The following is a 21,399-nucleotide window of genomic DNA, read 5'->3' as shown; positions in this document are numbered from 1 at the left end:
GGCCCGTTTTTTTGTTGTGCGCGATGAGAGCCTGGGCGGCCGGCGATCAGTCCTTGGCGCGTTCGACGTAGGAGTTGTCGTCGGTCAGGATAACGATGCGGGTGCCGGCGCCGATATGGGGCGGCACCATGACGCGCAGGCCATTGGTCAGCAGAGCGGGCTTGTAGGAGGAGGAGGCCGTCTGGCCCTTGACCACCGGCTCGGTCTCGACGATTTCGACGGTGACGCGCTGCGGCAGTTCCATGGAGAGCGCCGTGCCCTCGAAGGTCTTGAGATGCACCTTCATGCCGTCGGTGAGGTAGGCCTTCTGCTCGCCGATCACGTCATCGGCGACGGTGATCTGCTCGTAGCTCACCGGCTCCATGAAGTGGTGACCTTCGCCGTCGGAATAGAGGTAGTCATATTCGCGATCATCGACGTCGGCCTTTTCGACCATCTCGACAGTGCGCCAGCGGCCGACGACCTTCACGCCGTCGGAAATGCGGCGCATGTTGACGTTGGTGATGGAATTGCCCTTGCCGGGATGGACGTTTTCCGCCGTCAGGACGACATGCAGATTGCCGTCCTGCTCGACGACGTTGCCCTTGCGCAGCGAAGAGGCGATGACCTTGACCATTATTCTTCCTTGTTCAATCAGAAGACGCGTCGTAGAGGCAGACCTTATGGATACCGCTTCCGGGCGCCGGAATAGACTTTCGTGCGCCAACTACCCTATCTCGGCGAAAATCGCCAGCCCGGCCGTAGTAAAGGTCACATGAGCCAGCTTTCCCAACCATCGCCGTGGTGGTCGCCGTCGGTGCATGCGGACCGGCGGCCGATCCTTTTGGCGCGCGGCCGGATCGAGGCACGGGTGCGGGGATATCTGGCGGATAACGACTTCCTGATGGTCGACCCGCCGGGGCTGCAGCGCTCGCCGGGCAATGAGACGCATCTGCATGCCTTCGGCACCACCATGATCGGCAATGACGGGGAAGGACAGCAGATGTACCTGCATACCTCCCCGGAATTCAGCATGAAGAAGCTGCTGGCGGCGGGGGAGCGGCGTATTGCGAGCCTGGGCCATGTGTGGCGCAACCGCGAGCGCAGCGCGCTGCATCACCCCGAATTCACCATGCTGGAATGGTATCGGGCGGGTGAACCATATGATGCGGTGATCGGGGATTGCGTGGCCATTCTGCGGCTCGCCGCGCAGGCGACGGGGGTGGACAAGCTGGTGTTTCGCGACCGCAGCTGCGACCCGTTTGCGGCGCCGGAAAGGGTCAGCGTCGTGCAAGCATTCTTGCAGCATGCTGGCATTAATCTGCTGGATTGCATGGACTTTGCCGGCGTTCCGGATGGCGAAGCGCTGGCCGCGCAGATGATTGCGGTGGGCCTCGATGTGCCGGAGGATCGCAGCTGGAGTTATCTGTTCAGCCGTGTGCTGGTGGAGAAGGTTGAGCCGCAGCTGGGCATGGGGCGGATCACGATTCTCGACCGCTATCCGGCGGCCGAGGCTGCGCTGGCGCGGCGGGCCAAGGATGACCAGCGCGTGGCCGAGCGGTTCGAGCTTTATGCCTGCGGGGTAGAACTGGCCAATGGCTTTGGCGAATTGACCGATGCCGACGAGCAGCGCCGCAGGTTCGCCGCCGAGATGAACGAGAAACAACGGCTCTATGGCGAGCGCTATCCGCTGGATGAGGATTTTCTCGCTGCGCTCAGGCTGATGCCGGAGGCGAGCGGGGTGGCGCTGGGATTCGACCGGCTGGTGATGCTGGCAACGGCGGCGCCCCGGATCGAGGCGGTGCTGTGGGCGCCGGTGGCGGAATGACCCAGCATCGGCCAATCAAGACTGTGGGCGAGCTGGTCGAGGCAGGGCTGGTGGCGGACGTTGCCGGGCTTGAGGCCGTGGCCGCGAAATACGCCATCGGGATCACCCCGGCCGTGGCCGAGCTGATCGATCGCGAGGATCCCGATGATCCCATTGCGCGGCAGTTCGTGCCGCGGGTGGATGAGCTGGTGACGGCGCCGGAGGAGCGGGCAGACCCCATCGGGGACCTGGCGCATTCGCCGGTGACGGGCGTCGTGCATCGCTATCCCGACCGGGTGCTGCTCAAGGCGGTGCATGTCTGCCCGGTCTATTGCCGGTTCTGCTTCCGGCGGGAAATGGTGGGTCCGGCCGGGCTGGGGACGCTGACCGGGCCGGAACTGGATGCGGCCATCGGCTATATCGCGGACCACCACGACATCTGGGAAGTGATCCTGACCGGGGGTGATCCGCTGGTGCTGTCGCCCCGGCGGCTGCGCGAGATCATGACGCGGCTGGCGGGGATCGATCACGTCAAGATCGTGCGCTTTCACACACGGGTGCCGGTGGTGGAGCCGGAGCGGGTGGACGACGAGATGGTCGCGGCGCTCAAGGCCAGCGGCAAGACGACCTATCTGGCGGTGCATGCCAACCATCCCCGCGAGTTCACCGGCGCGGCGCGCGCGGCGCTGGCGCGGCTGGCCGATGGGGGCATCGTGCTGATCAGCCAGTCGGTGCTGCTCAAGGGCGTCAATGACGATGTCGAGACGCTGGCGAGCCTGATGAGGACTTTCGTCGAGAACCGCGTCAAACCCTATTACCTGCACCACCCCGACCTCGCGCCGGGGACTGGCCATTTCCGGGTGAGCATCGAGGAGGGGCAAAGGCTGGTGACGGCCCTGCGGGGACGGATCTCCGGGCTGGCGCAGCCGACCTATGTGCTGGATATCCCGGGTGGCCATGGCAAGGCAGATATCGGCGCCGCGTCGATTGCCGGTGGCGACGGGTGCTTTACCGTGCGGGACTGGCAGGGTGGCGAGCATCGCTATCCGCCATCCGGTGGAGGCGACTGAGGTGAAGCTGGGGCAGCGGCTGGGCGCCGGACTGGTGGCGGAGGTGTTCGAATGGGGCGCCGACGTCATCAAGCTCTATCAGCGCGGCCAGGGGAAGGAGCAGGTGTTTCGGGAGGCAGCGACGCTGGCCATGCTCGAGCAGGGCCCGCTGCCCGTGCCCAGGGTGCGTGGCGTGCTGGAGACCGACGGCCGCTGGGGCGTGGTGATGAGCCGTGCGCCGGGCCGGCCGATCGCCGCGGAGATGCTGGAGCATCCCGGCGAAGCGCCGGCCATGCTCGATGACGTAGTTCGATTGCAGCTGCGCATGCATGCCGAGCCAGGTCAATTCCTGCCTCGGTTGCGGGATCGCCTGCGCGGCGCGATCGCCCGGGCGGGGCAATTGTCGGCTGACGAAACCAGCGCCACGTTGCAGCTTCTGGCAGGCCTGCCGGATGGCGACCGGCTCTGCCATGGCGACTTCCACCCCTTCAATTTGATGGGGACGGCGGAGGCGCCGATGATCATCGACTGGCTGGATGCGACACAAGGCGCGCCGGAGGCGGATGCCTGCCGGAGCTACCTGCTCTTGCTACACACCGTGCCGGATGTCGCCGCGACCTATCTGGATGCCTATGTGCGGCTCAGCGGGCGGCCGCGCGAGGCGATACTGGCCTGGCTGCCGGTATTGGCGGCGGCGCGGCTGGTGGAACAGGTGCCGAGCGAACACGAAAGGCTGGCCGCCCTGGTTCGCTCGGCTCTTTGAGCAGAGATCAGTTCACGACGCGTGGATCGACGTCCTGGCTGTAGTCGACGCCGCCCACCGCAAAGCCGAAGAGCTTGAGGAATTCCTCGCGATATTTGGGCAGGTCGGCGAGGGCCGGCAGGGTTTCGGTCGTGAGGGCGGCCCAGCGCTTCTTGAGTTCGGCCTGCATCGCTTCGGACAGTTCCCAATCGTCGACGCGGATGCGCTTTTCATCGTCGAGCTTGAGGTTGGTCAGCTTCTCGCGGAACAGGCGGTCGATCTGCTGGATCGGGCCTTCGCCCAGGCCCAGCTCGTCCTCGACCTTGATCAGCAGCGTGCCATAAAGCGGCACGACGGGAATGGCCGAACTGGCCTGCGTGACCACGGCCTTGAGGGCCACGACATGGGCGGCCTCGGCGCCATGGGCGGCGCGGATGGCGGCAGCGGCGCGATCGAGATCGGCCTTGGCCTTGCCCAGGGTGCCCTTGTGGTAGATCGGCCAGGTCAACTCACTGCCCAGATAGGTGTAGTTGAGGGTGGTGAAGCCATCGGCCAGCACGCCGGCCTCTGCCAGTGCCGCGATCCAGAGTTCCCAATCCTCGCCGCCCATCACCTTGACGGTGGCCGCGGCTTCTTCCTCGGTCGCCGGTTCGACGGAAATCTCGGAGACCTCGCCGGTGGCGGTATTGAGGGTCTTGGACGTGACCGGAGCGCCATAGGGCTTGATCACGGAACGATAGGTGACGCCGTCCTTGGGGTCGGTGCGGACCGGAGAGGCGAGGGAATAGACGATGAGATCGACCTGGCCCAGATTGGCCTTGATGGCCTCGATGGTCTCGGCCTTGACCGCATCGGAGAAAGCGTCGCCCTCGATGGTCACGGCCTTTGCGCCGGCCGCGCGGGCGCGGTTTTCGAAGGCGCGGTTATTGTACCAGCCAGCCGAGGCAGGCTTGGCCTCGCCCGGCTCGCGCTCGAAAGACACGCCCACGGTGTCGGCGCCGCTGCCAAAGGTGGTAACGATGCGCGAGGCAAGGCCATAGCCCGTGGAACAGCCAAGGACCAGGACGCGCTTGCGATCGGACGGGATGGGTCCCTTGATCACCACATGATCGACCTGCCGCTGCACATTGGTGGCACAGCCAGTGGGATGGGCGGTGGTGCAGATGAAGCCGCGAATCTTGGGTTCGATGATCATGGGCGAAAGACTCCTCGATTTTGGTCAAGGCAATAGCGGGATTGTGGGCGGAGGGCTAGGGGCTGGCAGGATTGCCAACCGCGAACTGTCGTGAGGGGGAGGTTCGCCCGGTCGTGCCGGGGCCCCGGGTCGGACCCGGGGCAGGTTCTCTGACTGAGGGGAAAGTGGGGCGGGGTCTGCCCATGCCCGCCCTTGTCGGGCAGGCGAGTGGCCGGGGCGACAGCCCCGGCCGGGACGCCAGTGCACTCAGTGCATCGGGCTCTGGCCGTTGATGGGAATGCGCTTGAGCCGGGTCTCGGCTTCAGCGCTCCGCGGCAAGGTCACCGTGAGCAGGCCGTTCTTGAACTGGGCGTTGATCTTGTTCTGATCGACATCATAGCCCAGGGGAATGCGGCGCTCGAAACGGCCATAGTAGCGCTCGGAGAAGCGACGGTCCTTATCCTCGGTTTCGGAGCGCTTTTCGCCCCGCAGAACGAGGACGCCATCGTCGAACATCACCTCGACATCCTTCTCATCGAGGCCCGACATTTCCGCGGTTACCCGCATCTCGTTGCCCGTCTCGGTGATCTCGACGCTGGGCCAGCTGGTCATGGAAGACTGGCCAAGGCCCAAGGGCTGCCGGCCAAAATCGCGGAACACGTCGTCGAACAGCCGGTTCATCTCCCGGTGCAGCGACATGAAGGGGCTGTCGTCGCCACGGCCATAGGTCGCCGGGACATCGCCAGTGCTGCGACCACGAGGGATCAGATCACGAATACTCATTCATACGTCTCCTCTCATGCACTCGACCGGGGCCGGCACAAAATTCCGGCCCGGCCGATGGTTGATCCTGGCTCTCCAGGCTCGCGGCGAGGAAAACCAGTCCGATGCCGGACGGCAGGCGCATGGTTGAAAGGAGCCGAAGCGATGACGTCCGACGCCATTGATCTTGGTCTGCAATCGGGGCGCTTCAAGGGCCGCTGGAGGGTTTTTTCGTCTGCTACTCTGCCGCCCGACCTGCGGGGAAAACTCCCGACATGACCACGAAGCCTGGAATGCGGCGGACGCGGTCGGTCCAGCGGCGGAGGGCCGGATAATCCTGGCGGGAGATGCCGCCTTCCTCGCTCAGCATGACGTAGGGGAAGCAGGCAATATCGGCCGTGGTCGGGTGGGCGGGTGAGCAGAGCCAGTCGCGGCCTTCGCGCTCGCCGAACCAGAGGTGTTCGTCCATGAGGCGGAAAATGCGGTGGGCGCCCTGCTGGGCCCTGGCGATGTCGAAATCGTAGAAGAAGCCGAGGGCGAGACGGGCGGCGGAACTGGTGGCAGTGATGTCATCGGCTACGGCATGCCAGCGGAGCACTTCGGCGGTGATGGCCGGATCGTCGGGGAACCAGAGGCCGGTCGCGTCGTACTTTTTGGCCAGGTAGGCGAGGATGGCGCCGGAATCGGAGAGGACGAGGTCATCGTCCTTGAGGACGGGGAGCTGGCCGAAGGGATTGAGGCGCAGGAACCAGTCCGCCTTGTGCTGGCGGCCGGGATAGAAGTCGACCGGGATGATGTCATAGCGGAGCTTGAGGATGCTCATCAGCAGGCGGAGCTTGTAGCAGTTCCCGGAGAGCTCGAAGTCGTAGAGGGTGATCATTGATGGGTAATCCCCGGAGCGAACTCCCTCCCCCTTGTGGGGAGGGTTGGGGTGGGGGTGGGCCGAGAACGCGGCGCGTGGGGCTCACCCCCACCCTTGATCCCTCCCCACAAGGGGGAGGGAGACGACTGCGACATCCGGTCAGTGTTCATCATCATATATCCAAGACCAGCCGGGCCGACTTCGCCCGGCTAACGCAGGTCATCATGCAGGTGTTGGAGCGCTTTTCGCTGTCGTTGAGATAGACGTCCTGGTGATCGACCTCGCCTTCCATCACGGTGGTGAGGCAGGTGCCGCAGGCGCCCTGTTCGCAGGAGCTGGGGACGGTGAGGCCGGCCTCGCGCATCACCTCCATGATGGTCTTGCCCGAGGGGATGTGGAGCGTCATGGCGGAGCGGGCGAGTTCGACGTCAAAGGCCGAGCTGTCGTCGATGACCTTGTCGTTCTTGAAATATTCGAAATGGATGGCTTCGTCGGGCCAGCCCTGGGCGGCGGCAGTGGCGCGGACGGTTTCGAGCATGGCGCCGGGGCCGCAGACATAGACATGCTGGGCGCGGGACCACTGGCCGAGGGCGGTGGCTATGGTCGTGCCGATTTCGGCGCGGGGCAGGCCGGTGTGGAGCATCACCTTGCCGTGGAGCGCTTCAAGGTCGCCGCGGAAGGCGACCTGTTCGCCGGCGCGGGTGAAGTAATGCAGTTCGTAGGGCAGGTTCGACTTGTCGAGGAAGCGGGCCATGGAGAGCAGCGGCGTGATGCCGATGCCGCCGGCGATGAGCACGGTGCGGGTGGCGTCGCGGCGCAGCGGGAAGTTGTTGCGCGGCTCGGAAATGGCAAGGACGTCGCCCTCGCGTACCGTTTCGACCAGGACCTTGCTGCCGCCCTTGGAGGCGCTCTCCTGCTTGACGCCGATGATGTAGCTCATCAGCTCGCCGGGGCCATTGGTGATGGAATATTGGCGGATCAGGCCATTGGGCAGGTGCACATCGATATGGGCGCCGGGCTGGAAGGTGGGCAGATGCCCCTCGCGCGCGGCCAGCTCGAAGCCGATGACGCCATCGGCGCTGGTCCATTTGCGCCTGACCACGACAGGCAGGGTATTGCCGCGCGGAATGGGAATATCCGGCATGGTGGCGAGATCGGCCGAGACCTTGTCGAAGGCGGGCTGGAGCGGCTCGGGCGCCGGCTTGCGGGCGGCGGCGCGCTCGAGGCGGTCGCGGAGCTTGGTGAGGGTCTCGTTGTATTGGCGGAGCGTGGTGGTGTCGGGTTGGGCGGGCAGAAGGCCGCGGATCACGGCGCGGCCGGCATCGACGGGCTGGACGAAGTAGATGGTGCTGCCGGCGCGGATGGCGAGACCGGGGAGCAGATCGGCGGGCTGGTCATCGGGCGCGAGGCCGGCGAGGGCGGCGCGCACGTCTTCCGGCGCGGCATTGACCGGCATGGGGCGGAGCGGAAACCAGTCGCCGGCCTCGGCGCCGGGGAAGGGCGCGAAGGGCAGGTCGTCATTGGCGGCGGACCAGACGAGGCCAAAGGCCTCCTGGACCGGATAGGTCCGGTTCTCGATGCGGCGGGCGGGCGCGTCGGCGGGGTGGGCCGGAATATAGGTGCAGCCGGCAGAGCGATTGGCATAGCGCCAGCCGTGATACTGGCACTTGAGCTCGCCGCCTTCATTGACGCCGATGGAGAGGCGCACACCGCGATGCAGGCACCGGTTTTCCCAGACGTTGACATTGCCATCATCGGCGCGCCAGACGGCCAGTTCGCGGCCGAGCAGCTGGCCCTGATAGACGTGGCGGAAGGGGAGGTCTTCCGAGCTGGCGATGGGGTACCAGGTGGGGTCGGAAAGGGAGAGGGTCATGCGGTCATCCGAGGAGATTGGGATCGCGCCACGATCGGATGAGGTCGGAGTTGGCGAGCCTTGGCGTACGAGGCTCGCTCCATTTCGTCAGCTCGCCATCGGAATGGTGCCGTAGGTGATGCCCTTCTGGCTCAGCCAGCGGCGATAGGCGATGGCGGATTTGTCGGCGCGGATGGGCGTTTCGGCGCGCGGGTCCAGCGGCAGGCGCTTGGGATACTGGTTTTCGAGGATGGGCTTGTCCTGGCCGAAAATGGTCTGCTGGAAGCGGCGCAGGTCGGTGATGGTGGAGGTGCTGTCGATCATCGATTGCAGCAGGTGGGCGCGGCAGCGTTCCTCGGTCATGGGCTGGAGGAAGATGGCGATGACGTCGCGGCGGTCGGGGGCCTCGGGGGAGGACTTGTAGAGCACCGAGCAAAAGGGGTGGGGGACGCGATAGACATATTCGACCTCCATGCCCTCGGTGGCCGAGAGGGCGGCGCGGGGCTGGAAGAAGCGGCAGCGGGTGGCGAGGACCTCGTCGCGCTCCTCGGAGACCTCGACGTCGTATTCCTTGACCTCGGTATGAGGCTCGGCGCCGAGAATGTCGGTGTGGACGTAGGGGAAGTGGCCCATGTCGAGGAAGTTTTCGACGGCACGGGGGGCCGAGACGTGGATGCCGATCGAGCCGCAGCTCATGTTGACGCGGTCGGGCTCGGCATATTCGGGGATGGGGAAGAGCTCTTTGGGCGGGGTGCCCAGGCTGGTCCAGATATAGCCGTAGCCGGTGATGGCGGGGAGGCGGTCGAGGATGGTTTCGGGATCGATCTCGTCGCCCGGTTCCTCATTGGTGCGCAGCCAGACCACGGGATTGCCGGCGTCGTCGCGGGTGAGGGCGATGCGCCTGTCGAGCAGGATTGTGGTCTCGACCTGGCCGACGGGGATTTCGTCGGTGGCGGCGATGACGTGCCAGAGGTCGCGGGTGACGGGATCGATGGAGGGCATGGGCGGTCTCAACATTTGGGGTGAGCATAATCCGGCGCCGCGCGAGTGCCAGTGGAAAGTTGGCGCGGGGGATATGTGCCGCAGGCATTGCTGGCGGAATCTGGTATGGAACGCGGTGATTGGCGCAGTTGACCTGCCGGCTCATGGAGGAATTTGACGTGGAGAACATGGCTGAGCGGTTTGCGGCGGAGGTGCTGGAGGCAAAGGTGGCCGCGGCATTGCGCGAGGCGGGGGCGAGCGAGGCGTCGCTGCTGGCGGCGACGCGGGCCATGATGCATGCGTCGCTTCTGGGCGTCGACAGCCATGGCGTGCGGCTGACCGAGCACTATTGCAGCATGCTGGCGGGCGGGCGGCTCAACAGGGATCCGCAACTCAAGGTCGATATTCGCGCTGCGGGCAGCGCCATGGTGGATGGCGATGACGGGCTGGGGCACTACGCGGCCTATAAAGCCGTCGAGGTGGGTATCGCGCTGGCGCAGCAGGCGGGCGTGGGGGCGGTGGGGATTGCCCATTCGTCGCATCTGGGCGCGGCGGGGGCCTATGCACTGGCGGGGGCCGAGCAGGGCTTTGTCACCTTTGCCACGACCAATACCGATTCCATGGTGACGCTGTTCGACGGGGCGCAGCGCTTTCACGGCACCAATCCGCTGGCCTTCGCGGCGCCGGTGCCCGACAGCGAGCCGTGGCTGCTGGACATGGCGACGTCGTCGATCCCGATGAACCGGGTGCTGCTGCACCGCTCGCTGGGCGTGGAATTGCCCGAGGGCGTGGCGGCCGATGCGGATGGGCTGCCGGTCACCGACCCGGAGCAGGTGGACATGCTGCTGCCGCTGGGCGGGGCGCAATATGGCTATAAGGGTGCGGGGCTGGCCGGGGTGGCGACGCTGTTCTCGGCGCTGCTGACCGGGACGACGCTCGATACCGATTTCATCCCGATGTATGGCGGCGACGACATCTCGACGCCGCGCAATATGGGGCATTTCGTGCTGGTCATCGACCCGGACAAGTTCATCGGGCGCGACCTGTTCGGGGCCATGATCACGCGCTATCTGGCGGGCCTGCGCAGCGCGCCGCTGCGGCCGGGCGCCGAGCGCGTGATGGCGCCGGGCGACCGGGAATGGACGGAGCGGGCACGACGGCAGGCCGAAGGTGTGCTAGTCGACCCCGATACGGTGCGGTTCCTGGGGCTCTAGGGGAAGGCCGCTCATCCGCCCTTCGGGCACCTTCTCCCACGAGGGGAGAAGGGGAGCGGTGGCCGGATTATTTCTCGCGATGGATGTCGAAGGGGCTGAAGGCCTGCGTGGTCGCCATCAGCTGCAGGCGGTTGACGTTGACATGGGCGGGCAGGGAGGTCGTCCAGAAAATGGACTCGGCGATGTCGTCGGCATTCATCGCCTTGGTGCCTTCATACGGCCTGGCGGCCTTGCCTTCGTCGCCCTTGAAGCGGACCAGGGAAAACTCGGTCTCGGTGAGGCCCGGCTCGATATTGGTGACGCGCACATTCTTGCCCTGCACGTCGGAGCGCAGGTTGAGGGCGAACTGCTTCACGAAGGCCTTGGTGGCGCCATAGACCGAGCCGCCCGGATAGGGGTAGTCGCCGGCGACCGAGCCCATGGTGACGATGTGCCCGCCGCCGCGGGCGATAAGGCCGGGCAGCAAGGCGCGGACGGTATAGGCCAGGCCCGTGACATTGGTGGCGATCATCGTCTCCCAATCGGTGATGTCGGTTTCGGCGGCGGGCTGCAGGCCGAGCGCCAGGCCGGCATTGGCGAGGACGATGTTGATGGCGTTGAAGGGGGGCGGCAGGTCGGCGATGGCGGCATCGATGGCGGCGCGGTCGCGGATGTCGAGCTCGATGATGTGGCAGTTTTCGGCCCCCAGCTCGATCTGCAGGTCGATCAGGCGATCCTTGCGGCGGCCGGTGGCGATCACCTTGCCGCCCGCGCCCACATAGCGGCGCGCCGCCGCGGCGCCGAAGCCGGAGGTGGCGCCGGTGATGAAGACGACGAAGCGGCTGGGATCGAGCAGCTGATACATGGAAGAAATCCTGGGGGTCGCGGGAGTGCGGCAGGGTGGACCGGGGGTGATGCGGCGTCAACCGGTCGATCGGCAGGGATCTGCTGGATCGGGCAAGCATGGGATCGCCATTGGAGCTTAGCTCTCATGCCTTCCCGCCTCAAATCGCTCCAGTGGAGCGATGCGGGACGGCTCCAAGCTTTCCAAACTGTAACGTGATTACCAAGTCCTAACGTGAATGCGGTGACTCCGCGCCCTATGCTGGCGCGGATCAGAATCGGGATGTTGTGGCTTGAAGAGCTTGGCGAAGTGGCTGGCCGTGTTGGTGGTGCTGGGCGGCGCAGGGGGTGCGGCCTGGTGGTATTTCCTCGCGGCCCCGGAGGCCGCGGCGGTGCCCACCACGGTTGCCGTGGGGCGCGGCGATATCGAGCAGACCGTGCTGGCATCGGGTGTGCTGGAGGCCAATTCGCTGGTGAGCGTGGGGGCCGAGGTCAGCGGGCGGATCGAGGCCGTGCATGTGGCGCTTGGGCAGGATGTGCGAAAGGGCGACCTGATCGTCGAGATCGACAGCCTCGACCAGGAGAATGCCGTCAAGACGGCGCAGGCCGTGCTGGCCGGCATAAGGGCGCAGAGGGCCAGCCAGGAGGCCGCGCTGGCGCAGGCCGAGGCGGCACTGGCGCGCAATCAGCAGCTGAGCGCCAATAGCCTGGTGTCGCAGACGGCGCTGGAAACGGCGCAATCGGCGGTGGATTCGGTGCGGGCGCAGATCGACCAGCTCGACGCACAGATCGCGCAGGCGGAACTGAGCGTGGAATCGGCGGAACTGAACCTGGCGCGGACGCGGATCGTGGCGCCGAGCGATGGGACCATCGTGGCGCTGCTGGTGGAGGCGGGCCAGACGGTCAATGCCAACCAGACCATTCCCACCATCGTCAAGATTGCGGACCTCGACACGATGGTGATCAAGGCCGAGATCTCGGAAGCCGACGTGGTGCGGGTGGCCGCCGGGCAGCGGGTCTATTTCACCATCCTGGGCGAGCCGGACGTGCAGATCGACGCGACGCTGCGCGAGGTCGAGCCGGCGCCGACCTCGATCAGCTCGGATGCGGAGGCCACCGATGCCGCGGTCTATTACAACGGGCTGTTCGACGTGCCCAATCCGGACCACAAGCTGCGCATCTCGATGACGGCGCAGGTGACCATCGTGCTCGACGAGGTGGAAGATGCGCTGACGCTGCCCGCGGCACTGGTGACGCGCAAGGACCCGCAGGGCATTGTGATGGTGCCTGTCTATGACCCGGCGAGCCAGCAGGTGCAGCCGCGCCGGATCGAAGTCGGGCTGAACAACAATATCGTGGCGGAAATCCGCAGCGGGCTCAGCGAAGGCGAGCAGGTGGTCAGCGGCGGCGCGACGCTGGCGCGGCCGGCCGGCCAGCAAGGCGGGCCACGCCTGAGCGGACCTGGCGGCGCCGGCATGCTGATCAGGCCGTAACCAATGGCCGATCCGATCATTTCGCTGCGCGGGCTGACCCGGCAGTTCCAGACCGGCGCCGAGACGGTGACGGTGCTCAAGGATGTCGACCTCGATATTCACCAGGGCGAGCTGGTGGCCATCATGGGGCAGTCGGGGTCGGGCAAATCGACGCTGATGAACATTCTCGGCTGTCTCGATCGGGCGACATCAGGCACCTACCAGTTCGCGGGGCGCGAGGTGGGCAAGCTGGGGCCCGATGCGCTGGCGGAACTGCGGCGCGAGCATTTCGGCTTCATCTTCCAGCGCTATCAGCTGCTGCCCGATCTCGATGCGGTCGAGAATGTGGAGATTCCGGCGATCTATGCCGGGGTGGACGGGGCGGCGCGGCGGAAGCGGGCGATTGCGCTGCTGACCCGGCTGGGGCTGGGCGAGCGGCTGACGCACCGGCCCAATGCCCTCTCGGGCGGGCAGCAGCAACGCGTCAGCGTGGCGCGGGCGCTGATGAATGGCGGCGAGGTGATCCTGGCGGACGAGCCGACCGGGGCGCTGGATTCGCGCAGCGGCAAGGAGTTGATGGCGCTCCTGGCCGAGCTGCATCGCGACGGACACACAATCATCATCGTGACGCATGACCCGCTGATTGCGGCGCAGACCGAGCGGGTGATCGAAATATCGGATGGCGTGATCATCGCCGACCGGCGGACGGGCGCCGATACAAGGGTCGACCGGACCAAGGAAACCATCCGCCGGGCTGCCCGCTGGCGCGAGGGGATCGACCGCAGTCTCGAGGCGCTGCGCATGGCGCTGCGGGCGATGATCGCGCACAAGCTGCGCACCTTCCTCACCATGCTCGGCATCATCATCGGCATCGCCTCGGTGGTCAGCGTGGTGGCGCTGGGGCAGGGCAGCCAGGAGACGGTGCTGGCCAATATTTCCTCGATCGGCACCAATACGATCAATGTCTATCCCGGGACGGGATTTGGCGACCGGCGCTCGCAGCGCATCGAGACGCTGGTGCCATCCGATGCCGATGCGCTGGGGCAGCAGGCCTATGCCAACAGCGTCTCGCCCCAGGTCTCGAGCAATGAAACGGTGCTGTTCCGCAATACCTCGTCCAATGCCACGGTGACGGGGGTGGGCGAGGGCTATTTCCAGGTCAATGGCCGCATATTCGATGCGGGCGTGGGCTTCAGCGAGACGAGTATCAGCCAGCGCACGCAGGAAGCGGTGATCGACGGCAATGCGCGCGATGCGTTCTTCGTCAATGGCGAGGACCCGATCGGGCAGGTGATCCTGCTCGACAAGGTGCCGGTGCGGGTGATCGGCGTGGTGGCCAATGTCACCGGTTTCGGGCCGGGCGGCAGTTCGGCCAATGTCTATGTGCCCTATACGACGGCGATGGACCGGATACTGGGCCAATCCCATCTCAGCTCCATCGCCGTGCGGGTGAGCGACGAGTATGACATGGACCAGGCCGAGGCCGAGATCACCGAGCTGCTGACACGGCTGCATGGCGGGGAGGCCGACTTTTTCCTGCAGAATACGGCGACCATTCGCGATACGATCGAATCGACGGCGGCGACGCTGACGCTGCTGATTTCGACCATTGCGGTGATCTCGCTGGTGGTTGGCGGCATCGGGGTGATGAACATCATGCTGGTGAGCGTCTCCGAGCGGACCAAGGAGATCGGTATCCGCATGGCCGTGGGTGCTCGGCGTGGGGATATCCTGCGGCAGTTCCTCATCGAGGCGGTGCTGGTTTGTTTTGTCGGCGGGGCGGCCGGGGTGGCGCTGAGTTTTGGCCTGGGGAGCCTGCTGACGGCATTGGTGGCGGGGGCGAAGGTGAGCTACTCGCCGGAATCGATCGTGGTGGCGATTGCGTCGGCGAGCCTGATCGGGGTGGTGTTTGGCTTCATGCCGGCACGATCGGCTGCACGGCTGGACCCGGTCGAGGCGCTGGCGCGGGAGTAGGCGTGCCCCGATTTCGGGTTGGCGCCGCGCCCCTGACGGGGCGGCTATCGACTGCAACGTCACGCCAAGAGACGTTGCCCATCGGCCACCATGGTCCCGACAATTCGCGGCAAATGTGCAGCAAAGGTTGTCCCTGCCCAGAGACGGCCCTAAACTGGCCACGAAATGGACGCCTGTTGGGAACGCGCAGCGTCGGCGCGATCGGCCACAGGGTGCTTAACTGAATCTTGTTGCCCCGAGGGCAAACTGAGGCTTCTGCCTTCTGGTTGAAGCGTAACGGGCGGGAACTGGTCCACTGCATATCGCGCGTCTGGTAACGAGTTTTGGCGCCTTGTGTGTTGCCCTGGCCGGTTTCGGCATGACGGCGGCGCCTGTTGCTGCATTCGAAATCTTCGGCATGAAGTTTTTCGAGGATGAGAGCGACGCCGATGCGGTGATCGCCGATCCGCAGCCCTATACCGTTGTCATCACCGTCAATGCCACGGGGGGCGTCGAGAGCGCGGTGCGCAATGCTTCGGCGCTGGTGGCCGACCAGAACGAGCCGGCTTCGGGCGCTGCGGGCCTCCTGGCCAAGGCGCGGGGCGATTATCGGCGCATCGTCGCCGCACTCTACAACGAGGGCCATTACGGCGGCACGGTGAGCATTCGCGTGGGCGGGGCCGAGGCGGCCAACCTGGCGCCGGACGTCAACCTGCCCGATCCGGTGGATGTGGCCATTGTGGTCGATCCCGGTCCGCTGTTCCGGTTCAGCAGCGTCAACCTGGTCAATCAGGCCGCGCCGACCAGCGATCCGTTCGACTATGTGGAGCCGCCGCTGAGCGTCGGCTTCGGCACGGGAGAAATCGCCAAGTCATCGGTGATCCTGCGCGCCGAGCAACTGGCGCTCGAGGCGTGGCGACAGCAGGGGCATGCCAAGGCGGTTATCGTCAGCCGCGACGTGGTGGCCGACCATGCGACGCAACTGGTGGATGTGACCATCACGGTCAATCCCGGAGCCAAGGCCGCGTTCGGCGCGGTGACGGTGAGCGGGACGGAGCGGATGGACCCCGAATTCGTGCGGCGGCAGACCGGGCTGACGGTGGGCGAAGAATATGACCCGGACGAGCTTGCGCTGGCGCAGCGGCGGCTCGACCGGCTCGAAGTGTTCCGCGCGGCGCGGCTGGAGGCGGCCGAGGCCATCGGGGCCGACGGATTGCTGCCCTATAACCTGATCGTTCAGGAATTGCCGGGCCGCCGGTTTGGCGTGGGCGCGACCTATTCGACGATAGATGGGCTGGGGCTCGAGGCATTCCACCTGTGGCGGAACCTGTTCGGGCAGGCCGAGCGGCTGCGGCTCGATGCGCGGGTGGCCAGCATTGCCTGGCCGATCGACACGGCGCAGTTCGACTATTTCTTCGGCGGCACCTTCACCAAGCCGGGCATGTTTACGCCTGATACCGACCTTATCGCCGCCATTTCGGCGGAGCGCACCATCTATCCGACTTATACCGAAATCTCGGCGGGGGGACGGGTCGGGCTGACGCATATGCTGTCGGACCAGATCACGCTCGAAGGCGGGACGCAGTTCGAGATCAACCGTTTCGACGACGTGTTCGGGACGCGCGACTTCAAGACGGTGGGGCTCTATGGCGGGGCCGTGCTGGATTTCCGCGATGACAGCGTGGATGCGACCAGCGGCTGGTATGGCGCGGTCAATGTCGAGCCGTTCTACGAACTGAACTACGGCAATGCGGCGGCGCGGCTGACGGTCGAGGGGCGCACCTATTTCGGCTTTGGCGAGGATGATCCCTTCGTGCTGGCCGGGCGGCTGAAGGCCGGGGCACTGGTGGGGCCGAGCCTGGCGGAAATCCCGCCGGACAAGCTGTTCTTTGCCGGTGGCGGCGGCTCGGTGCGCGGCTATGGCTTCAAATCGATCGGCGTCGACAATGGCGCGGGCGTGATCACCGGCGGGCGCTACCTGCTGGAGGCCTCGATCGAGGCGCGGGCCAAGGTGACCGAGGATATCGGCGTCGTCGGCTTCGTCGATGGCGGCTATGTGGCGGCCGACGTGTTTCCGGCGCTGACCGATCTGCGGATCGGGGCGGGCGTGGGCGTGCGCTATTATACCGGGCTGGGGCCGCTGCGCCTGGACGTGGCCGTGCCGCTCAACAAGCGGGCGGGCGACCCCGACTATGCGCTTTATGTCGGCATCGGGCAGGCCTTCTGATGGCCCGGCTGCTGGCATGGCCGAAGCGGCTGATCGTTCTCCTCCTGGTCCTCGTCGGGCTGGCCGTGCCTGCTGCCATCGTGGCGCAGGACGTGCTGACGATGAACAATGAAGAGCAGAAGGACTGGCTGACCAGCTTCGTGCAGGACCGGCTGTCGACGCCGGAGCGGCAGATCAGGCTGTCCAATATCGACGGTGCCCTGGGATCGGACGTCTCGGTGCGCGAGATCACCATTTCGGACACCGAGGGGGTCTGGCTGCGCGTCAACAATGCCACGCTCAACTGGAACCAGGCGGCGCTGCTCACAGGGCGGCTGGAAGTACGCTCGATCAGGGCCGATTCCATCGACTATATCCGCAACGCGGTGCCGGCCGAGGGGGCAGTGGACCTGCCGCCGCCGGAAGCGGGCGGGCTGGCGGTGCCGGAATTTCCGGTGGCGATCATCCTTGAAGAGCTGAGCGTGCCCTCGGTGACGTTCGGCGAGAATGTGTTCGGGCTGGGCTCGGAGATTTCGCTGGCCGGGGCGCTGACGCTGGATGGCGGCAATCTCGATGCCAACCTGGATATCGTGCGGCTGGATGGACCGGGCGGGACACTTGATCTCGATGTGGCCTATCAGCGGGCGGACAATGTCGTCGATGTCAGCCTGTCGCTGGTGGAGCCGGAAAACGGCGTCATCGCCAACCTGCTCAGCATCGAGAACCGGCCGGCGGTGACGCTGACGCTGGTGGGCAATGGGCCGGTGACCGAGTTGCGCGGCGAGATGGTGCTGCAGGCCAATGGGCAGACGGCGCTGTCCGGGCTGGCTACGGTGAGCCAGCAGGCGGAGGGCATTGCCATTGCCGCCGACCTGCGCGGGCCGCTGTCGACGCTGATCGCGGAGCCCTACCGGCCGTTCTTCGGCAGCGAGACGGCGTTGACGGCCAATGCGCTGGTGCGGACCGAAGGCGGGATTTCCATCACCGGGCTGCGGTTGACGGGCGGGCAGCTGTCGCTCGAAGGCGCGGCCGAGACGACGCCGGACAATTTCCTGCGGTCACTGACGCTCGACGCCGTCGTGGCGGACGCGGCGGGTGGGCAGGTGATCCTGCCGGTGCCGGGCAGCGCGACGCGGCTGGGCTCGGCGCAGCTGAGCATCGACTATGGCGGGGATGCCGGCGACAGCGCGACCAACTGGTCGGCCAACTTGGCGGTCAAGGATTTCGAGCAGCCGGGCTTTGCCGCGGAAACCGTGGCGCTGACGCTGGGCGGGGTGGCATCAGCGCTGGACGATCCGGCGGCGCGAAGGCTGACCTTCAATGGCGATGGCGCGGTTTCGGGCATTGCGGGGTCCGACGAAGTGCGGGCGGCGCTGGGCGACAGCATTGGCATCGGCATTGCAGGACTGTGGAATGCGGGCGAGCCGGTGCAGCTGGCCGAATTCCGGGTGGAAGGCGCGGCGCTGACGGCGGCGCTGGCCGGACAGCTGGACGGGTTCGACTTCACCGGTGACATCAATCTCGAGACGTCGAGCATTGCGCCGTTCTCGGGGCTGGCGGGACGCGAGCTGGATGGCGGGCTGGCGCTGCAGGCCAATGGCTCGATCATGCCGCTGAGCGGCGGTTTCGACCTGACGCTGGATGGCGCGGGCAGCGATCTGGCGATCGATGACGAGATTGCCGACCGGCTCCTGGCCGGAACGGTGGCATTGAGCGGCCGGGTGGCGCGCACCGAGGCGGGGCTGACGGCGGAGAATTTCCGCATTGCCAACCAGCAGCTGCAAATCCTGGCGGATGGTACCTATGCCAGTGCGCTGGCCGATTTCACCTTCAACCTGGACCTGAGCGACCTGGCGCTGCTGTCGGACCAGGCGAGCGGCGCACTCGCCGTGGTGGGCACGGCCAAGGGCGCCGAGGGCGTGATCGACCTCAATCTCGACGCACGCGTTGCGAGCGGAGAGCTTGCCGGGCGGGCCCTGCGCGATGGCCAGGTCGGCTTTGTCGGGCGCTACAATGTCGACCGTCTCGATGGCGACATTACCGGCGCCGGGTCGCTGGATGGGTTCCGCACCACGCTGGCCGCCGGTGTCAGCCTGACGCCGAGCCAGCAGGCGCTGGAGAGCATAGACTTCCAGGCTGCAGGGACGCGCATTACCGGCGATCTGACGCGGACCGTGGTGACCGGGCTGGTCAATGGCGGGCTGACCATGGTGTCGCCCGATGTGTCCGTGCCGGCGGCGCTGGCGCTGCTGGATGCCGAAGGCGCGGTCAATGCCGAGGTGACGCTGGCGCCGGCAGAAGGCAAGCAGGGTGCAACGATCCGCGGCGATGTGCGTGGCCTCGTGGTCAATGACATCCGCGTCGGGGCAGCCGATATCAACGCGACGGTGGAGGACCTGTTTGGCGTGCCGGCGGTGGATGGCGCGGCCAATGCCAGCGACGTATCGGCGGCGGGTGTCGATATCGAGAGGCTGACGGCACGGGCGACGCAGAGTGGCGCCACGACGGCATTCGACGCACAGGCGGCGCTGGCGACGGGCACCGATGTGGCCATTGCCGGGTCGCTGACGCCAGTGGGTGACGGGTACAGTCTTGCGGTGGACCGGGCGGAGCTGCAGCAGGGCACGCTGTCGGCGCGGCTGGCACGACCGACCGTGCTGCAGGTGACCGGGTCCAGCGTGGCGCTGGAGGCCGTCCGCTTCGATGTGGGCTCGGGCTCGATCACCGCGACCGGTTCGGCGGGCGAGACGCTGGGCATTGCGCTCGAGATCAATGCTCTGCCGCTGTCGATCGCCAATGCGGTGGTGCCTGACCTGCAACTGGCGGGCACGCTCAATGGCCGGGCCGATATATCGGGCACGGGCAGCGATCCGCAGGTGAGTTTCGAGGCGCGGGCCGAGGGCGTCAATGCGGCCGCGATCAGCGAATTCGGTATTGCCCCGCTGACGGCATCGGCCAATGGGACATTCCGCAACGGCACGGTGACACTGGCCGGGCTGAGCGCCAATGGTTCGGGCGGCCTGACGATCAGTGGCTCCGGCACGGTGCCGCTGGAGGGCAATGGGCTCAATCTGTCGCTGCAAGGCTCGGCGCCGCTGGCGCTGGGCAACCGCTTCGTTGCCGACCGCGGCGGGCAGTTGAGCGGCGTCCTGACGCTGGATGCGCGGGTGACGGGGAGCCTTGCGAGCCCGCAATTTGGCGGGCGGATATCGACCAGCGGCGCTGGATATGTCGATCCGGAACTCAATCTGCGGCTGCAGGGCGTGAGCGGCTCGGCGAGCCTCAATGGCGACAACCTGGTGATCGACAGCCTGGCAGGGAGCCTGGCGACGGGTGGCTCTGTGTCGGCCTCGGGGTCGATCGGCCTGTCGGGTGGCTTTCCGGCCAACCTGCGCGTGGCGCTCAACTCGGCGCGCTATGCGGATGGCAATCTCTTCGTCGCGACGGTCTCGGGCAGTCTCGCACTGACGGGCAACCTGACCGGCTCGCCTTTGCTGAGTGGCGATGTGTTCGTCGAGCAGGCCAATATCACCGTGCCGGAAAATTTCGGCGGCGGGGCACAATTGATCGATGTCGATCATGTGCGCACGCCCCCCGCGGTGGAGCAGACACTGGCGCGGGCCCGGATCGACGAGCGCAGCGGCGCGCCCATTCCGCAGTCCCGGCCGGCAGGCGTGGTGCTCGATATCAATCTCAGCGCGCCCAACCAGATCTTCATCCGCGGGCGCGGGCTGGATGCCGAAATGGGCGGCACGGTGCGGCTGACGGGTCCGCTCAACGATATCCAGCCGGTGGGCGGCTTCTCGCTCAATCGCGGCCGGCTGTCGATCCTGGGACAGCGGGTGACGTTCGAAAGCGGCACGGTGACGCTGGTGGGCGATCTCGATCCATTCCTGAACCTCGTCGCGCGCACCGAAGGCGAGGGGATCACCGTCTTCGTCACCGTCTCGGGCCGCGCGTCGGACATCAATGTGACCTTCAGCTCGAGCCCAGCATTGCCGCAGGATGAAGTGTTGAGCCGGCTGATCTTCAACCGGTCGATGGGGGAGCTATCGCCCCTGCAACTGGCCCGGCTGGCCGGGGCTGCGGCGGAACTGGTGGGCGGCGGCGGCAATGGGCTGGTCGACAGCCTGCGCGGTGCGGCCGGGCTGGCCGATCTCGACATCGTCACCGATGACAGCGGCAATGTGGCGGTGCAGGCCGGGACCTATATCCAGGACAATGTCTATCTGGGTGTGCAGGCGGGCGCCGGCGGCCAGAACAAGGTGACGATCAACCTCGACGTGACCGATGACCTCAAGGTGACGGGCGCGGCCGGGCAGGACGGAAATTCGAGCCTCGGCGTGTTTTATGAGCGGGACTATTAGGGGCCGAACTACACGTTGCATGTGTGGCCCCACCCCCTCCTACCTCCCCCATCAAGGAGGCGGTTCGCTCCACTCGTGTGGCACGATCCAGTCCAAATCGCTGGGCAGCACCTCCCCCTTGATGGGGGAGGTTGGGAAGGGTGTGAGAGCCGCGATG

At 66.3% G+C, this 21,399-nt stretch carries 15 protein-coding genes; 8 read left to right on the top strand and 7 right to left on the bottom strand.

What is annotated here, in order from left to right; genetic code table 11:
- Window positions 1–46 precede the first annotated feature (46 nt).
- Entirely contained in the window at window positions 47–616 is a 570-nt protein-coding gene (gene efp, locus ACLI1C_RS15160; protein ID WP_411398057.1) for an elongation factor P, read from the bottom strand.
- A 138-nt stretch (window positions 617–754) separates the two neighbouring features.
- Between efp and epmA the strand changes: the two genes are divergently transcribed.
- The 3 genes from epmA to ACLI1C_RS15145 are packed head-to-tail and all read left to right on the top strand — an operon-like array spanning window position 755 to window position 3,598.
- Window positions 755–1,807: an EF-P lysine aminoacylase EpmA gene (gene epmA / locus ACLI1C_RS15155; protein ID WP_411398055.1), complete on the top strand. Its 1,053-nt coding sequence runs from the start codon at window positions 755–757 to the stop codon at window positions 1,805–1,807.
- The gene (locus ACLI1C_RS15150) at window positions 1,804–2,856 is read left to right on the top strand and encodes a lysine-2,3-aminomutase-like protein (protein WP_411398053.1); all 1,053 of its coding nucleotides are present in this window, start codon (window positions 1,804–1,806) and stop codon (window positions 2,854–2,856) included. Before epmA ends, ACLI1C_RS15150 begins: the two co-directional genes overlap by 4 nt.
- Window positions 2,816–3,598 carry a phosphotransferase family protein gene (locus ACLI1C_RS15145; RefSeq protein ID WP_411398052.1) on the top strand — a complete coding sequence of 261 codons (783 nt, stop codon included), beginning with the start codon at window positions 2,816–2,818 and terminating at the stop codon, window positions 3,596–3,598. The genes ACLI1C_RS15150 and ACLI1C_RS15145 overlap by 41 nt, the downstream gene beginning before the upstream one ends.
- A 7-nt stretch (window positions 3,599–3,605) precedes the next feature.
- On the opposite strand, the gene fabV is transcribed toward ACLI1C_RS15145, so the two are convergent.
- The 5 genes from fabV to ACLI1C_RS15120 all read right to left on the bottom strand — a co-directional run bounded on the left by fabV (window position 3,606) and on the right by ACLI1C_RS15120 (window position 9,229).
- Window positions 3,606–4,772: an enoyl-ACP reductase FabV gene (gene fabV / locus ACLI1C_RS15140; protein ID WP_411398051.1), complete on the bottom strand. Its 1,167-nt coding sequence runs from the start codon at window positions 4,770–4,772 to the stop codon at window positions 3,606–3,608.
- A gap of 246 nt (window positions 4,773–5,018) precedes the next feature.
- Window positions 5,019–5,534, bottom strand: a complete 516-nt coding sequence (locus ACLI1C_RS15135; protein WP_411398050.1) for an Hsp20/alpha crystallin family protein — start codon at window positions 5,532–5,534, stop codon at window positions 5,019–5,021.
- Window positions 5,535–5,751: 217 nt separating this feature from the next.
- On the bottom strand, window positions 5,752–6,393 hold the full coding sequence (locus ACLI1C_RS15130) for a glutathione S-transferase family protein (protein ID WP_411398048.1): 642 nt from the start codon (window positions 6,391–6,393) through the stop codon (window positions 5,752–5,754).
- A 154-nt stretch (window positions 6,394–6,547) separates the two neighbouring features.
- Window positions 6,548–8,248 (bottom strand): Rieske 2Fe-2S domain-containing protein, encoded by a 1,701-nt coding sequence (locus ACLI1C_RS15125; protein ID WP_411398046.1) that lies wholly within the window; start codon window positions 8,246–8,248, stop codon window positions 6,548–6,550.
- Between the two features lie 87 nt (window positions 8,249–8,335).
- Window positions 8,336–9,229, bottom strand: coding sequence for an aromatic ring-hydroxylating dioxygenase subunit alpha (locus ACLI1C_RS15120; RefSeq protein ID WP_411398044.1), 894 nt, complete (start codon window positions 9,227–9,229; stop codon window positions 8,336–8,338).
- A gap of 167 nt (window positions 9,230–9,396) precedes the next feature.
- Between ACLI1C_RS15120 and ACLI1C_RS15115 the strand changes: the two genes are divergently transcribed.
- Entirely contained in the window at window positions 9,397–10,422 is a 1,026-nt protein-coding gene (locus ACLI1C_RS15115) for an Ldh family oxidoreductase (protein ID WP_411398042.1), read from the top strand.
- A gap of 67 nt (window positions 10,423–10,489) precedes the next feature.
- Here ACLI1C_RS15115 and ACLI1C_RS15110 read toward each other — a convergent pair whose 3' ends face one another.
- Complete coding sequence (locus tag ACLI1C_RS15110; RefSeq protein WP_411398040.1) at window positions 10,490–11,266, bottom strand: SDR family NAD(P)-dependent oxidoreductase; 777 nt, start codon at window positions 11,264–11,266, stop codon at window positions 10,490–10,492.
- Between the two features lie 271 nt (window positions 11,267–11,537).
- Here ACLI1C_RS15110 and ACLI1C_RS15105 point away from each other — a divergent pair, with 271 nt between their 5' ends.
- The 4 genes from ACLI1C_RS15105 (at window position 11,538) to ACLI1C_RS15090 (ending at window position 21,242) form a co-directional block, all read left to right on the top strand.
- A complete protein-coding gene (locus ACLI1C_RS15105) occupies window positions 11,538–12,737 on the top strand; it encodes an efflux RND transporter periplasmic adaptor subunit (protein WP_411398038.1) in 1,200 nt (399 codons plus the stop codon).
- 3 nt (window positions 12,738–12,740) lie between these two features.
- A complete protein-coding gene (locus ACLI1C_RS15100) occupies window positions 12,741–14,690 on the top strand; it encodes a MacB family efflux pump subunit (protein ID WP_411398037.1) in 1,950 nt (649 codons plus the stop codon).
- Between the two features lie 331 nt (window positions 14,691–15,021).
- Complete coding sequence (locus ACLI1C_RS15095; protein WP_411398035.1) at window positions 15,022–16,896, top strand: autotransporter assembly complex protein TamA; 1,875 nt, start codon at window positions 15,022–15,024, stop codon at window positions 16,894–16,896.
- A complete protein-coding gene (locus ACLI1C_RS15090; protein ID WP_411398033.1) occupies window positions 16,896–21,242 on the top strand; it encodes a translocation/assembly module TamB domain-containing protein in 4,347 nt (1,448 codons plus the stop codon). Before ACLI1C_RS15095 ends, ACLI1C_RS15090 begins: the two co-directional genes overlap by 1 nt.
- The last annotated feature ends 157 nt before the right edge of the window (window positions 21,243–21,399 follow it).

It is taken from the genome of Devosia sp. XGJD_8 (genome assembly GCF_046614475.1).
Lineage (GTDB): Bacteria > Pseudomonadota > Alphaproteobacteria > Rhizobiales > Devosiaceae > Devosia.
The sequence above is the reverse complement of the archived record's forward strand: the minus strand, read 5'-3'. Positions and strand labels throughout refer to the sequence as shown.

Coding starts and splice junctions, on each gene's coding strand:
- ACLI1C_RS15090 (WP_411398033.1), top strand. CDS start 16,896: ATGGCCCGGCTGCTGGCATGGCCGAAGCGGCTGATCGTTCTCCTCCTG.
- ACLI1C_RS15130 (WP_411398048.1), bottom strand. CDS start 6,393: ATGATCACCCTCTACGACTTCGAGCTCTCCGGGAACTGCTACAAGCTC.
- epmA (WP_411398055.1), top strand. CDS start 755: ATGAGCCAGCTTTCCCAACCATCGCCGTGGTGGTCGCCGTCGGTGCAT.
- fabV (WP_411398051.1), bottom strand. CDS start 4,772: ATGATCATCGAACCCAAGATTCGCGGCTTCATCTGCACCACCGCCCAT.
- ACLI1C_RS15100 (WP_411398037.1), top strand. CDS start 12,741: ATGGCCGATCCGATCATTTCGCTGCGCGGGCTGACCCGGCAGTTCCAG.
- ACLI1C_RS15115 (WP_411398042.1), top strand. CDS start 9,397: ATGGCTGAGCGGTTTGCGGCGGAGGTGCTGGAGGCAAAGGTGGCCGCG.
- ACLI1C_RS15125 (WP_411398046.1), bottom strand. CDS start 8,248: ATGACCCTCTCCCTTTCCGACCCCACCTGGTACCCCATCGCCAGCTCG.
- ACLI1C_RS15150 (WP_411398053.1), top strand. CDS start 1,804: ATGACCCAGCATCGGCCAATCAAGACTGTGGGCGAGCTGGTCGAGGCA.
- ACLI1C_RS15120 (WP_411398044.1), bottom strand. CDS start 9,229: ATGCCCTCCATCGATCCCGTCACCCGCGACCTCTGGCACGTCATCGCC.
- ACLI1C_RS15110 (WP_411398040.1), bottom strand. CDS start 11,266: ATGTATCAGCTGCTCGATCCCAGCCGCTTCGTCGTCTTCATCACCGGC.
- efp (WP_411398057.1), bottom strand. CDS start 616: ATGGTCAAGGTCATCGCCTCTTCGCTGCGCAAGGGCAACGTCGTCGAG.
- ACLI1C_RS15135 (WP_411398050.1), bottom strand. CDS start 5,534: ATGAGTATTCGTGATCTGATCCCTCGTGGTCGCAGCACTGGCGATGTC.